Source organism: Pseudomonas sp. SMN5 (genome assembly GCF_052041925.1).
Lineage (GTDB): Bacteria > Pseudomonadota > Gammaproteobacteria > Pseudomonadales > Pseudomonadaceae > Aquipseudomonas.
Map to the genome: position 1 here is coordinate 86,308 of NZ_JBKGGX010000023.1, position 12,568 is coordinate 98,875.

At 63.0% G+C, this 12,568-nt stretch carries 12 protein-coding genes; 11 read left to right on the forward strand and 1 reads right to left on the reverse strand.

The genetic code is table 11. The features are described 5' to 3' along the window. Positions 1 to 60 precede the first annotated feature (60 nt). Both ACLEJR_RS21310 and ACLEJR_RS21315 read left to right on the forward strand, forming a co-directional pair. A complete protein-coding gene (locus ACLEJR_RS21310; protein WP_440816282.1) occupies positions 61 to 1,359 on the forward strand; it encodes a D-arabinono-1,4-lactone oxidase in 1,299 nt (432 codons plus the stop codon). Next, positions 1,359 to 2,642, forward strand: a complete 1,284-nt coding sequence (locus tag ACLEJR_RS21315) for a DSD1 family PLP-dependent enzyme (protein WP_440816249.1) — start codon at positions 1,359 to 1,361, stop codon at positions 2,640 to 2,642. The genes ACLEJR_RS21310 and ACLEJR_RS21315 overlap by 1 nt, the downstream gene beginning before the upstream one ends. Before the next feature lie 188 nt (positions 2,643 to 2,830). Here ACLEJR_RS21315 and ACLEJR_RS21320 read toward each other — a convergent pair whose 3' ends face one another. Beyond that, entirely contained in the window at positions 2,831 to 3,775 is a 945-nt protein-coding gene (locus tag ACLEJR_RS21320; RefSeq protein WP_440798341.1) for a SphA family protein, read from the reverse strand. Positions 3,776 to 3,979: 204 nt separating this feature from the next. Between ACLEJR_RS21320 and ACLEJR_RS21325 the strand changes: the two genes are divergently transcribed. The 9 genes from ACLEJR_RS21325 to ACLEJR_RS21365 all read left to right on the forward strand — a co-directional run bounded on the left by ACLEJR_RS21325 (position 3,980) and on the right by ACLEJR_RS21365 (position 12,492). Beyond that, positions 3,980 to 5,023 carry an AraC family transcriptional regulator gene (locus ACLEJR_RS21325; RefSeq protein WP_440816252.1) on the forward strand — a complete coding sequence of 348 codons (1,044 nt, stop codon included), beginning with the start codon at positions 3,980 to 3,982 and terminating at the stop codon, positions 5,021 to 5,023. Between the two features lie 85 nt (positions 5,024 to 5,108). Continuing rightward, on the forward strand, positions 5,109 to 5,861 hold the full coding sequence (locus tag ACLEJR_RS21330; protein ID WP_440798345.1) for a GntR family transcriptional regulator: 753 nt from the start codon (positions 5,109 to 5,111) through the stop codon (positions 5,859 to 5,861). Further along, positions 5,858 to 7,588 (forward strand): fumarate reductase/succinate dehydrogenase flavoprotein subunit, encoded by a 1,731-nt coding sequence (locus ACLEJR_RS21335; RefSeq protein ID WP_440816255.1) that lies wholly within the window; start codon positions 5,858 to 5,860, stop codon positions 7,586 to 7,588. The genes ACLEJR_RS21330 and ACLEJR_RS21335 overlap by 4 nt, the downstream gene beginning before the upstream one ends. A gap of 24 nt (positions 7,589 to 7,612) precedes the next feature. Further along, the gene (locus ACLEJR_RS21340) at positions 7,613 to 7,858 is read left to right on the forward strand and encodes a 4Fe-4S dicluster domain-containing protein (RefSeq protein WP_440816258.1); all 246 of its coding nucleotides are present in this window, start codon (positions 7,613 to 7,615) and stop codon (positions 7,856 to 7,858) included. A gap of 237 nt (positions 7,859 to 8,095) precedes the next feature. After that, complete coding sequence (locus ACLEJR_RS21345; protein WP_440816261.1) at positions 8,096 to 9,502, forward strand: ABC transporter substrate-binding protein; 1,407 nt, start codon at positions 8,096 to 8,098, stop codon at positions 9,500 to 9,502. A 128-nt stretch (positions 9,503 to 9,630) separates the two neighbouring features. Further along, positions 9,631 to 10,413: an ABC transporter permease gene (locus ACLEJR_RS21350; protein WP_440798351.1), complete on the forward strand. Its 783-nt coding sequence runs from the start codon at positions 9,631 to 9,633 to the stop codon at positions 10,411 to 10,413. Next, complete coding sequence (locus tag ACLEJR_RS21355) at positions 10,413 to 11,258, forward strand: ABC transporter ATP-binding protein (protein WP_440816264.1); 846 nt, start codon at positions 10,413 to 10,415, stop codon at positions 11,256 to 11,258. Before ACLEJR_RS21350 ends, ACLEJR_RS21355 begins: the two co-directional genes overlap by 1 nt. Continuing rightward, the gene (locus ACLEJR_RS21360; RefSeq protein WP_440816267.1) at positions 11,255 to 12,217 is read left to right on the forward strand and encodes a HEAT repeat domain-containing protein; all 963 of its coding nucleotides are present in this window, start codon (positions 11,255 to 11,257) and stop codon (positions 12,215 to 12,217) included. The genes ACLEJR_RS21355 and ACLEJR_RS21360 overlap by 4 nt, the downstream gene beginning before the upstream one ends. Beyond that, a complete protein-coding gene (locus ACLEJR_RS21365) occupies positions 12,214 to 12,492 on the forward strand; it encodes a DUF971 domain-containing protein (RefSeq protein WP_440816269.1) in 279 nt (92 codons plus the stop codon). Before ACLEJR_RS21360 ends, ACLEJR_RS21365 begins: the two co-directional genes overlap by 4 nt. The last annotated feature ends 76 nt before the right edge of the window (positions 12,493 to 12,568 follow it).

Here is a 12,568-nt window from a genome sequence, read left to right on the forward strand (position 1 = left end):
CAGGCTGGCGTTGTCGCGGCCTTCGCGGCCCTGGATAGCCACAGCGCGCTGGCCGACCTCATGCGCGCGCCGCGCCTGATCCCCTGGCGCAACTGGTCCGGCGGGCAAAGCTGCCTGCCGGCGGCACGCCTGGCGCCGAAGGATCTGGATGAACTGGTGCAGGTGGTGCGCCGCGCCGAGGGGCGGATTCGGCCAGTGGGCTCCGGGCATTCCTTCAGCGCGTTGGTGCCCACTGACGGAACCTTGTTGTCGCTGAGTTTTTTCAGCGGTCTGCTGGATCACGACGTCGCCAGCCTGCAAGCCGAGTTCGGTGGCGGTACGCCAATGTCCCGCATGGGACCGGCACTCAAGGCAATCGGCCAAGCGCTGCCGAACATGGCCGATGTCGATTACCAGACCCTGGCCGGCGCCATTGCCACGTCCACCCATGGCACCGGCAAGGCGTTCGGCTCCTACGCTTCCCAAGTGGTTGGCCTGCAGCTGGTGACGGCCAGTGGCGAGGTGCTCGATTGCGATGCCCAGCGTCATCCCGAAGTCTTCAGGGCCGCCCGGGTGTCCCTGGGTGCCCTGGGCTTGGTGACCCGGGTGCGCCTGCAGAATCGCCCGGCCTACCGCTTGCGTGAGCGGCAATGGGTGGCGAAGACCGAAGAGCTGCTGGAGGAGGTGCAAACCAACACCCGCGATAACCAACACTGGGAAATGCAGGTGGTGACTCACTCCGACTATGCGTTGTCGATTGCCCTGAACGAAACCACCGACCCGGCCACGCCGCCCATCAGCCCCGAGGAGGAGGGCGGCAACGAGTTCGTTACCTTGATCGAGAAGCTCGATAAGTACGGCAGCGACTTTCCGGCGACCCGGCGGATGTTGCTCAACAGCATGCGACTGGTGGCCGATTTCGATGACCGGGTCGGTGACTCTCACGACATCTATGCCAACGCCCGCACTGTGCGCTTCAACGAGATGGAGTATTCGGTGCCGGCCGAACAGGGCCCGGCGTGCCTGCGCGAAATTCTCGCGCTGATCCGCGACAAGGACCTGCGCACCTGGTTTCCCATCGAATACCGCTATGTGAAGGCCGACGACATTGCCCTGAGCATGTTCGAAGGGCGGGACAGTTGCTCGATCTCGGTGCACCAGCATTACCAGATGGATCATCACAACTTTTTTGCCGCCGTCGAGCCGATCTTCTGGAAATACCAGGGCCGTCCCCATTGGGGCAAATTGCATAGCCTCAACGCCAAGGCGCTCCAGGCCTTGTACCCGCGCTGGAACGAGTTCGCCCAGGTGCGCCAGGCGCTGGACCCCACCGGCAAGTTCCTCAACGGGCATCTTTCATCGATTCTGGGGGTGAGCTGATGGGCTTCAATCGCCGCGGTTTTCTCAAGGGCGCGCTGGGCACCGGGGTGGTGCTGGCCGGCGTCGGTGCCTGGCTGCGACCGCAGGATCGGGGCGGGTCGTACACTGAATACTTCAGCCAGCTGAACCGCGAACTCAAGGCCAACGGGCCGATGCGTCCGGTGATGCTGGTGGACCTGGATCGCCTCGATCACAACATCGATGTGGTCAAGGCGTCGGTCCGGCGCGGCGGCAAGCAACTGCGACTGGTGGAAAAATCACTGCCGTCGCCCAGGTTGCTCGACTACATCGGCCAGCGGGCGGAGACGGGGCGACTGATGTCATTCCATCAGCCGTTTCTCAACCACGACGCGGTGCAGTTCCCCAAGGCCGATATTCTGCTCGGCAAACCGCTGCCGGTGCGTTCCGCCGAGCTGTTTTATCAGCAGCACAAGGGGCCGTTCGATCCGTCACGGCAATTGCAATGGTTGTTGGATACGCCCGAACGGCTGGAGCAATACCGCGCCCTGGCCCTGGGGCTGGGCACGCGTCTGCGAGTCAATATCGAACTGGACGTGGGCCTGCACCGCGGCGGGGTGGCCGATGAGGCGGCCCTGGACGCAATGCTCAAATTGATCCGTGCTCATCCGGCTCAGTTGGAGTTTGCCGGGTTCATGGGCTACGACCCGTTCGTGGGCATGGGCGTGCCCGAGTTGTTGGCGACACCGCAAACTTTGTTGGCGCGAGTCATGGCGATCTATAACGCCCGGGTCGACTTCCTGCGCGTGCGCTATCCCGACCTGTGGCATCCGAGCCTGACGCTCAACACCGCCGGTAGCCCCAGTTATCGCCTGCATGAACAGGAAAACCTCAGCACCGAAGTCTCGGTGGGCACGGCCATGCTCAAGCCCAGCCACTACGACCTACCGTCGCTGAGCGAACACGTGCCGGCAGCGTACATCGCCACGCCGGTACTCAAGCGCACCGGCGCGGTGAATATCCCGGCGTTGGACGAAAAGTCACGGATCCTGTCCTGGTGGGACGTGAACCAGCGCGCCACGTTTTTCATCTATGGCGGCAACTGGATGGCCGACTTCGAATCCCCACCCGGCTTGAAGAGCAACAACCTTTATGGCCGCAGTTCCAACCAGGAAATGGTCAACGGCTCCGAAGCTGTGGGGCTGGGGCTGGAGGACCAGGTGTTCCTGCGGCCGACCCAGACTGAGTCGGTGTTGCTGCAGTTTGGTGATCTGCTGGCGGTGCGTGCGGGCAGGATTGTCGAGCGCTGGCCGGTTTATAGCTGATTCAGCCGCGCCGTACGCAAAACCCGTGGCGAGGGAGCTTGCTCCCGCTGGGCTGCGCAGCAGCCCCAAAACCACACGACACCGTGTATCTGGAATAAACGGTTGGCAGATTTCACGACGGCTGCGCCCGAGGCGTCGGACCGGCCGAGCGGGAGCAAGCTCCCTCGCCACGGGTGTTTGGTCGGGCTTTAGAACGCAAACGGAATACTGATCTTGGCCCAGAGCATCTCGCCTTCCGGGCGGTTTTCCACGTCGAATTCCTTGGCCCAGCGGATCTCGGCGCTGGCGTATTTGAGAAAGGTCAGGTGCAGCGCCGGGCCAATGGCGAAGACCTGGCCGCGTACGCCGTCGTCCACATCCTGCCCGGCGAACTGCACGGTGCGGCCGTGCTGTTTGTCGTCGGTGGTCTGCTTGAGGTAGTAGCCGTTGAGACCCAGGCGCAGGTTGTCGGTCAGTCGGTAACTGGCCGAATAATCGAAGTGGAAAATCTGCCCCGAGCGGTAATCGGTGTCCTTGTTCTCGTGGTTGAAACTGTAGGTGCTTTTCATCGACACCTCGGTCCTCTCCGAGGGCAGCCAGGTGAAGGAGAACAGCGGCTTGTAGGTGTAGAAATTGTTGCTGGTGTTGGCCAGGCGATCCGCGTCGTATTCGCCAGTCGGTACGGTGATTTCCACGGCGGCGGCCAGGGTCAGGTTCTTGCCCATGTCCCAGAGCACAATCGGCGAGATCGTGGTGTCGCCCATGCCCTCGCGGGTGTCATGCAGGCCGAACACCGAGACTTCCTGCTTGATCCAGGGCTGGGCGATGTAAATCCCTACTCGGCCACCGGCCACCCGCAACGGGCTCAGGTAGTCGATGCGCGGCACCACTGCCGTGGATTCGATTTCCACATTCGGCAGTTCCCCGCCCAGCGAGCTGATGTTGAATTTGCGCGCCTTGTAATGGTTGTAGTAGAGGTTGAAGGCGACCATGTTGTCCGGAAGGCTGTCGACCTCCAGCGGCAACACGAAGAAACCGTCGGTGCCGGGGCCGATGTTGTCCACGCCGGATTCAGTGGCGAGAGCCGGTAGCGCATGGCTCAAAGCCAGGCCCAGGGTCAGTTGCAAGGCGAGTGTCGTGCGGATCGGGTTCATGTGGGGGCTCATTATTATTGTTGGCGATACACCGAAAGTCCGAGCCATAGAAATAAGCCGTTCGCCGCCACCAGGGCAGGGTATTGGCGGCCACGCAGGGGACTTGGGCGGCCAGATTTTGTGTCCCCCATTGCATTGGCGCATGCTAACGTTCATGAAACAACCGGTTACAAAAACGCCACCTAACGTGCTCCGGGACCCGCCATGCAAATGAAAGTCATCGACCCCACCTATGAACTGGCGCTGGTATCGCCGTTCTTGTTGCAGACATTGGCCGAGGTGGTGAAGGACAAAGGCTTCGATGCCGCCAGCTTGTGTCGTGGCCTGGGATTCGGCCTTGAGGACCTGCAGGATCCTGCCCAGCGGATTTCCTACCGCCAGGCGGTGATCATGATTCAGCGGGCGCTCAAGCTGTTGCCCGATCGCGGGCTGGGGCTGTGGGTCGGCGATCGCAACGTCCTTGGCACCCTGGGCCTGCTGGGGCATGTCTTGTCGCTCTGCGAAACCCTGCGCGATGCCTTCGCCCTCGGGGTTCGCTATCAGCACACCACCGGTGGCATCGCCGTGACCAGTGTCGAGCAAGCCACTGACCGGATCATGGTCGAGGCTACCTGCCGCCTGCCTTTTGCCGAGGTTCAGGTGTTCGCCGTGGAAGAGTTCTTCGCCAGCCTGATGGTCTATGGCCGGGCTCTGGCGGGCCCCGAATTCAAACCCCAGGCGGTGGAGTTCATGCATGCCGCGCCGTCCTATGCCCAGGAGTACCAGCGGATACTCGGGCCGGACGTGCGCTTTGGCTGCCGGCACAACCGCATGCTGATCGATGTCCGCTGGCTGGACGTGCGCCTGCCCAATCACCACCCCCTGGCCCTGCGCCAGGCCTTGGCCCTGCTGGAGCAGGAGGCGGTCGAGGTTCACCAGAAGATCGACCTGATTCAGGCTGTGGAACGGGCGATTGCCCGGGACCTGACCCGTGGCAGCCACATCGAGAAAATCGCCGCCGACCTCAACATGAGCAGTCGCACCCTGCGCCGGCGCCTGACCGAACACAACCTGACCTTCGAGGCCTTGCTGGAACAGGTGCGCCGTGGCCGGACCCTCAATCTGCTGGCCAACCCCGAGCTGTCCATCGAACGCATTACCGAAGAAGTCGGCTACAGCGATGTGCGCAGCTTTCGCCGGGCGTTCCGGCGCTGGACCGGCATGAGCCCCAGTGCGTTTCGTAATGAGGGCGTCGAGGCGCGGCTCTAAGGATATGTCCAAACGGTATTTCTCAGGCCTGGGGCGGGTTTCCTAAGATCACGTCATAACTCGTTATGACAAGTGATAAGGCGTCATGTCTGACAACATTCTTTCCCTCAGCAGCGTGCCGCTGCACACCCAACTGCGAGACGTGCTGCGGGCTCGCATTCTCGATGGCGAATACCCCCAGGGCAGCCAGATGCCTTCGGAAAGCGAGTTGGGCGCGCTGTTTCGCGTCAGCCGTATCACCGTGCGCCAGGCCCTGGGCGATCTGCAAAAGGAAGGGCTGATATTCAAGATCCACGGCAAGGGCACGTTCGTCGCCAAGCCCAAGACGTTCCAGAACGTCAGCACGCTTCAGGGCTTGGCCGAATCCATGACCGGACGTGGCTTCGAGGTGATCAACCGCCTGCACAGTTTCAAATTCATCGCCGCTGACAAGCGGGTGGCCGAACGCCTGAACGTCGCCGAAGGGGAAACCGTGGCGCAGATCAAGCGGGTGCGGCTGATCAATCGCGAGCCGATTTCCCTGGAAATCACCTACCTGCCCAAGGCCCTCGGCGAGCGACTGGAAAAAGCCGACCTGGTGACCCGGGACATTTTCCTGATCCTGGAAAACGACTGTGACTTGACCCTGGGCCACGCCGACCTGGCAATCGATGCGGTGCTGGCCGACAGCGACCTGGTCCAGGCGCTGGAGGTCGAGGCGGGCTCGCCGATCATGCGCATCGAACGCCTGACCCATGACGCCAGCGGCCAGCCGCTGGACTTCGAACACCTTTACTACCGCGGCGATGCCTTCCAGTACCGCTTGCGAATCGACCGACAGAAAGGGACGCACGCATGACCCGAACGACGCTGGAGCAGGAGTACGACATTGTGGTCATTGGCGGCGGCACCGCCGGGCCCATGGCGGCGATCAAGGCCAAGGAGCGCAACCGTGATTTGCGCGTGCTGCTGGTGGACAAGGCCAACGTCAAGCGCAGCGGCGCCATCAGCATGGGCATGGACGGCTTGAACAACGCCATCATCCCCGGCCACTCGACCGCCGAGCAGTACACCAAGGAAATCACCATCGCCAACGACGGCATCGTCAATCAGGCGGCGGTGTACGCCTACGCCACCCACAGTTTCGAAACCATTGAGCAATTGGACCGCTGGGGTGTGAAGTTCGAGAAGGACGAGACCGGCGACTACGCAGTGAAAAAAGTCCATCACATGGGCGCCTACGTGCTGCCGATGCCGGAAGGGCACGACATCAAGAAGGTCTTGTATCGCCAGTTGAAGCGAGCGCGGGTGAGCATCACCAACCGGCTGGTCTGCACCCGATTGCTGACCGACGAAGGGGGCGCGGTGAACGGGGTGATGGGCTTCGACTGCCGCACCGCCGATTTCCAGGTGATCAAGGCCAAGGCCGTGATCCTCTGCTGCGGCGCCGCGGGGCGCTTGGGTTTGCCGGCCTCCGGCTACCTGATGGGCACTTACGAGAACCCCACCAATGCCGGCGATGGCTATGCCATGGCTTACCACGCCGGCGCCGAGCTGGCGAACCTGGAGTGCTTCCAGATCAACCCGTTGATCAAGGATTACAACGGCCCGGCCTGCGCCTATGTCACCGGCCCGTTGGGCGGCTACACCGCCAACAACAAGGGCGAGCGCTTCATCGAATGCGACTACTGGAGCGGGCAGATGATGTGGGAGTTCCACCAGGAGCTCGAAGGCGGCAACGGCCCGGTGTTCCTCAAACTCGATCACCTGGCCGAGGAAACCATCCAGAACATCGAGCAAATCCTGCACAGCAACGAGCGCCCCAGTCGCGGCCAATTCCACGCCAATCGCGGTACCGACTACCGCACGCAGATGGTGGAAATGCACATCTCCGAGATCGGCTTCTGCAGCGGCCATTCGGCGTCGGGGGTGTGGGTCAACGAGCGGGCGGAAACCTCGGTCAAGGGCTTGTACTCGGCCGGCGACATGGCGGCGGTGCCGCACAACTACATGCTCGGGGCGTTCACCTATGGCTGGTTCGCTGGCAACAACGCGGCGGACTTTGTCGCCGGGAAGGATTTTTCGACGCTGGATGCCGGGCAGATCGAACGGGAACGGAACCGAGTCTTTGCGCCGCTGGAGCGTGAGCACGGCCTGCCGCCGGCCCAGGTGGAATACAAGCTGCGCCGTTTCGTCAACGATTACCTGCAGCCGCCGAAGGTCACCAGGAAGATGCAGATCGGCCTGCAACGCTTCGACGATATCCAGCGCGACCTGGATCAGATCAAGGCTCACAACGCCCATGAGTTGATGCGCGCCATGGAAGTCAGCGTGATCCGCGACTGCGCCGAAATGGCCGCCCGTGCCTCGCTGTTCCGCGCCGAAAGCCGTTGGGGGCTGTACCACTATCGGGTCGACCATCCGCAACGCAACGACAGCGAGTGGTTCTGCCATTGCCACCTGAAGAAAGGCGATGACGGCGCGATGACCTCATTCAAGAAAGCCGTCGAGCCCTACATCATCGCCCTCGATGCCGACGAACTGCAGGCCTACGACCGGCTGCGGGTCGGTGCCGACGCGGCGTGAACCGTCCATCCAGAGAGAACGCCCATGGCCTATCAACCCCAGGAAATATTCTTTCGCTCCAACGCCCCGGTCACGGTGGACGAGGACAAATGCATCGCCGACAAAGGCTGCACCGTCTGCGTCGACGTCTGCCCCATGGACCTGCTGGCAATCAACCCGGCGACCCAGAAAGCCTACATGACGTTCGATGAATGCTGGTACTGCATGCCCTGTGAAAAGGACTGCCCGACGGGGGCGGTGAAGGTGGAGATTCCTTACTTGTTGCGTTGACCGAGACACCGCTCATCGCGAGCAGACTCGCTCCCACAGTGGATCGAGTCGAGTCGCGGTTATCGTTACACCCACAAACCTGTGGGAGCGAGCTTGCTCGCGATAGCGTCAGACCTGACACCCAAAAGCCATCCGGCCACCCCCGGACGCCCGATCCAGAAGACACCCCTCGTTTCCCACCACGCCCTGATCGTGGCGGAGACGAACCTCCCAATAATGATTCGAGGGGACACACCCATGTTGTTGCGTGCAGCATTCGCCGGTCTGGTACTGGCTTCATTGACCTTGCCTGCCCAGGCAGAAACCATCCGTATCGCCATCGGCACCCAGGACACCACCATCAACTGCGCCGCCGGCGGGTTGTTGATTCGTGAGTTGGGCCTGCTGGACAAATACCTGCCCCATGACGGCGCCTACAAGAACGCCCAATATGATGTGCAGTGGAAGAACTTCACCAGCGGCGCACCGCTGACCAACGAGATGGTCGCCGGCAAACTCGACTTCGGCGCCATGGCCGATTTCCCCGGCTCGTTCAACGGCGTGGCGTTTGAAGCCGCCGGCAAGCACAGCCTGTTCATCAGTGTGCTGTCGGGCAGCACCCAGGGCAGCGGCAACGGCATCGTGGTGCCCAGCGCCTCGGGTGTGCAGTCCCTGGCCGAGCTCAAGGGCAAGACCATTTCCGTGCCGTTCGCTTCCACCGCTCACGGTATGTTGCTGCGCGCCGTCGCGGCCCAGGGCTGGGACCCGCTCAAGGACGTGAACATCATCGCCCAACCGCCGGAGGTGGCCGGCTCGGCGCTGCAAGCGGGCAAGATCGACGCCCATGCCGACTTCGTGCCGTTCGCCGAGTTGTTCCCCAGCCGTGGGTTTGCCCGCAAGATCTACGACGGCGCCCAGGCCGGCGCGCCGACGTTCCATGGCGCGCTGGTGGATCAGGCCTATGCCCGCAGGTACCCGGAAATCGTCGTCGCCTACCTGCGAGCGAGCATCGAGGCCAACCAGTTGCTGGCCGCTGAGCCTGAGAAATACAGCGAGCTGATCGCCCAGGTCACCGGGGTGGATGCCGAGGTCAATTACCTGTTCCACGGCCCGTTGGGCGTGCAGACCCGCGACCTGACCTGGAAGCCGGAATACCGGCAAGCCGTCGGCACTGCCATCGACACCCTCAAGCTGCTGAAAAAAGCTGATCGCGGCCTGGATCTCAACACTTTCATTGATGACCAGTACATCCGTGCCGCGTTCAAGGCCTCGCACCTGGATTACAACGCGCAACTGGCGGATTACGCCCAGACACCGCTGAGAACTACTGATGCCGCGACGGGCCAGGCGATCACCGATTTGCGGCGCGTGGCCGAGATCTGGGTGCGAGGCGAGCCGAAAGTCCGCCATTACGCCTCGGCGCAATCGGCCTTTGCCGCGTTGGCGAGCCTCAAGCAGGAAGGCAAGGGTATCCGCGCCGTCTATGCCCAGGCCAGTGACAGCGGGATCAAGCTGCTGGCCGAGCAGGCTTGGTTTGCCAGCGATGCCAAGGGCCAGCTCAGCGCCTTTCTGTTGAAGGGCCAGGCCCAGCAATTTGCCACGGCCCAGGGCGGTAAGGTTTTGGATTTCAGTGAAGCCACGGCCCAATCGGTTGCTACCCGATAAGCCTGGCCAATGACCTGTGGGAGCGAGCTTGCTCGCGATAGCGGTACGTCAGTCACATGAACTTCAACTGACCTGACGCTATCGCGAGCAAGCTCGCTCCCACAGGGGTACGCACAGAGGAAAAAGTTGTGTCCCGATCTTATTTTCGCTGGCTCCTGCGAGCCGCTTCCCTGGTGCTCTGCCTGCTGTTCTGGCAGCTCGCCGCCACTCATCACTGGGACCTGGGCCTGGTGACCTTTGCCAACGTCCCGACGCCTCTGGCGGTAATCCAGGCTGCGTTCGGCCTGGGGGAGTCGGGTAGCCTTGGCCGGCACCTGGGCAGCAGCCTGGGCCGGGTCTTCGCCGGTTATGGCGCGGCGTTGTTAATTGGCGTGGCGCTGGGGCTGGCCATCGGCCGCTCGAAATGGGCCGAAGACCTGCTGTTGCCGCCGCTGGAAGTGCTGCGGCCGATCCCGGCGGTGGCCTGGATTCCTTTGGCGATCCTGATGTTTCCATCGTCGGAACTGTCGATGGTGTTCATCACTTTTACCGGTGCGCTGTTTCCGATCCTGCTCAACACCGTGCACGGCGTCGAAGGGGTGGACCGGCGCTTGATCGCTTCGGCGAAAAGCCTGGGGGCCGGACGCCGGGCAATCCTGCAGGAAGTGATTTTGCCGGGCGCCGCGCCGAGCATCATCACCGGCCTGGCGATTGGCATGGGCACCTCTTGGTTCTGCCTGGTGACGGCGGAAATGATCGCCGGCCAGTACGGCATCGGCTACTACACCTGGGCGTCCTACACCGTGCAGAACTACCCCGACATCGTGGTCGGCATGTTGCTGATCGGCGTATTGGGCATGGGCAGCAGCCTGTTGATCAAACGCCTCGGCGGGCTGTTCACGCCCTGGCATCGACCACGAGGAAAAGCCTGATGAGCGTGATGCAAGCGCCAGAAGGACGGATCGATATCCGTCAGTTGTCCATTGTCCTGGGCCAGGGCGCCCAGGCGTTCGAAGCCGTGCAGGGCCTGGATTGCCAGATCGAGGCCGGTCAATTCGTCTGCGTCCTGGGGCCGTCCGGTTGCGGGAAATCCACATTGCTGGGCGCGTTGGCGGGGCATCTGCAACCGCGCACCGGCACGTTGAATGTCGACGGGACGGCGGTGTCCGGTCCGTCGCCCCAGCGCGGCATGGTGTTCCAGCAGCACACGCTTTTCCCGTGGCGCACCGTGCGCGACAACGTCGCCTTCGGCTTGAAAATGCGTGGCCTGGGCAAGGCCGAGCGGCATCGGGCCGCCGATGAAATCCTTGCCCTGGTGGGCCTGGAAGGCTTTTCCGGGCACTGGCCGGACCAGCTCTCGGGGGGCATGCAGCAACGGGTCGAGATCGCCCGGGTACTGGTCAACCGCCCACGCCTGTTGCTGATGGACGAACCGTTTGGCGCGTTGGATGCCTTGACCCGCTTGAACATGCAGGAACTGCTGCTGGACATCTGGACGCGCATTCGCACCACCGTGGTGTTCGTCACCCATGACATCGACGAAGCGCTGTTCCTGGCCGATCGACTGTTGGTGATGAGCCCACGACCCGGCCGGATCATCGAGGACCTGCGCCTGGATTTTGCTCGTCCACGGACCACCGAACTGGTGACCAGTCCCGAGTTTTCTCGCTTGAAACGTCACTGCCTCGAGTTGCTGCGCCATGAAGAAGGCCGGCAATTGCCGCGCCTCAATCCCCTCGGGCTCCCTGAAACCTCCTTGCCGCGATTTGCCCTATGACCTCTCTATTCGAAGACACCGACAACGATGACATCCTCGCCCTGCAACCGCGCCTGACGGACGAGGACCCTGGCGTGCGACGCATCGCCTTGATCGAACTGGCCGACCTGGAAGAGCCCGAAGGCCTGCTGTGGCTGATGGATCGCCTGGCTCAAGACCCTGGTGCCGAGGTGCGGGCCGAAGCCGCGCGCTTGCTCGAAGCCTGGGAAGATGCACCGGTGGTTGAGGCCCTGTGCCAGGCCCTGACCGATCCGTCGGCGACGGTACAGGCCGCTGCGGCGCAGAGCCTGAGCCTGCTCAAGAGCGAGGCGGCGGGGAAGGTGATCCTGCCGTGGGTCGCCCACGGGGACGTCAACGTGCGGGTGGCGGCGTTCCGGGCCTTGCGTGAGTTGCGCCTGGCCGATGCAGCGCCGGCCGCACTCGCTGCCCTGGCCGACAGCGATGCGGGCGTGCGTCGCGAGGCCGTGGGCGTGCTGGGCTGGCTCAAGCACCTTGACGCGCTGCCAGCCCTGGCGCGACTCGCCAGCGATGATCCGGACACCGAGGTGCGGCGTGCGGCCACCGGTGCCCTTGGCCTGGCGTCGGATGCGCAAGTCCTGCCGGCCCTGCGCCAGGCCCTGTGCGATCCCGCCTGGGCGGTGCGCGAAGAGGCCGCCACCACGCTGGGCAAGGTCGGTCACGCCGAGGCCGGCCCGGCCCTGATCGAAGCGTTGGCCGATGATTATTGGCAGGTGCGCCTGCGGGCCACCCGCAGTCTCGGTCGCTTGCGCTACGTCCCGGCGCTGGCGGCCTTGATCGAAACCCTGGGGCATCGCATCAGCAATTTGCGCAAGGAAGCGGCGCTGGCGTTAGGTGAGCTGAATGATCGAAATGCTGTGGTGGCCTTGCAGGCTGCCCAGGACGATGGCGACCCCGAAGTGCGCAAGGCTGTGCGCATTGCCTTGGGCCAGTTGCAATGAGTCCGTTGGCGCTGGGTAATTCCCAGGATAAAGGGCAACTGCGCCTGGCCTGGCCCGATGGCCGCGAACAGCGGCTGGGGCACGCTGAACTGCGCCGTCAGTGCCCTTGCTCGCAATGCCGGGCGTTTCGCCTGCGGGGGATGACGGTGCAGGTTGTTCCGCGGATCCGGGTGGTTGCGGTCAATGGCCAGGGGTATGGGGTTCAGTTGGTGTTCAGTGATGGGCATGAGCGGGGGGTTTATCCGTGGGGGTATCTGGCGGGGCTTGAATGCTGACACACCGCTCTTCTTGGTGCTGTTGACGGAGTACATATCCATTGCTGCGGTAACGGCTGCTTATGGTTCCGCCCTG

Bases quoted from the DNA above. Each gene is read 5' to 3' on its own strand.
- ACLEJR_RS21320 (WP_440798341.1), bottom strand. From the start codon at position 3,775: ATGAACCCGATCCGCACGACACTCGCCTTGCAACTGACCCTGGGCCTG.
- ACLEJR_RS21330 (WP_440798345.1), top strand. From the start codon at position 5,109: ATGTCTGACAACATTCTTTCCCTCAGCAGCGTGCCGCTGCACACCCAA.
- ACLEJR_RS21365 (WP_440816269.1), top strand. From the start codon at position 12,214: ATGAGTCCGTTGGCGCTGGGTAATTCCCAGGATAAAGGGCAACTGCGC.
- ACLEJR_RS21340 (WP_440816258.1), top strand. From the start codon at position 7,613: ATGGCCTATCAACCCCAGGAAATATTCTTTCGCTCCAACGCCCCGGTC.
- ACLEJR_RS21315 (WP_440816249.1), top strand. From the start codon at position 1,359: ATGGGCTTCAATCGCCGCGGTTTTCTCAAGGGCGCGCTGGGCACCGGG.
- ACLEJR_RS21325 (WP_440816252.1), top strand. From the start codon at position 3,980: ATGCAAATGAAAGTCATCGACCCCACCTATGAACTGGCGCTGGTATCG.
- ACLEJR_RS21360 (WP_440816267.1), top strand. From the start codon at position 11,255: ATGACCTCTCTATTCGAAGACACCGACAACGATGACATCCTCGCCCTG.
- ACLEJR_RS21335 (WP_440816255.1), top strand. From the start codon at position 5,858: ATGACCCGAACGACGCTGGAGCAGGAGTACGACATTGTGGTCATTGGC.
- ACLEJR_RS21345 (WP_440816261.1), top strand. From the start codon at position 8,096: ATGTTGTTGCGTGCAGCATTCGCCGGTCTGGTACTGGCTTCATTGACC.
- ACLEJR_RS21355 (WP_440816264.1), top strand. From the start codon at position 10,413: ATGAGCGTGATGCAAGCGCCAGAAGGACGGATCGATATCCGTCAGTTG.
- ACLEJR_RS21310 (WP_440816282.1), top strand. From the start codon at position 61: ATGCGCGCGCCGCGCCTGATCCCCTGGCGCAACTGGTCCGGCGGGCAA.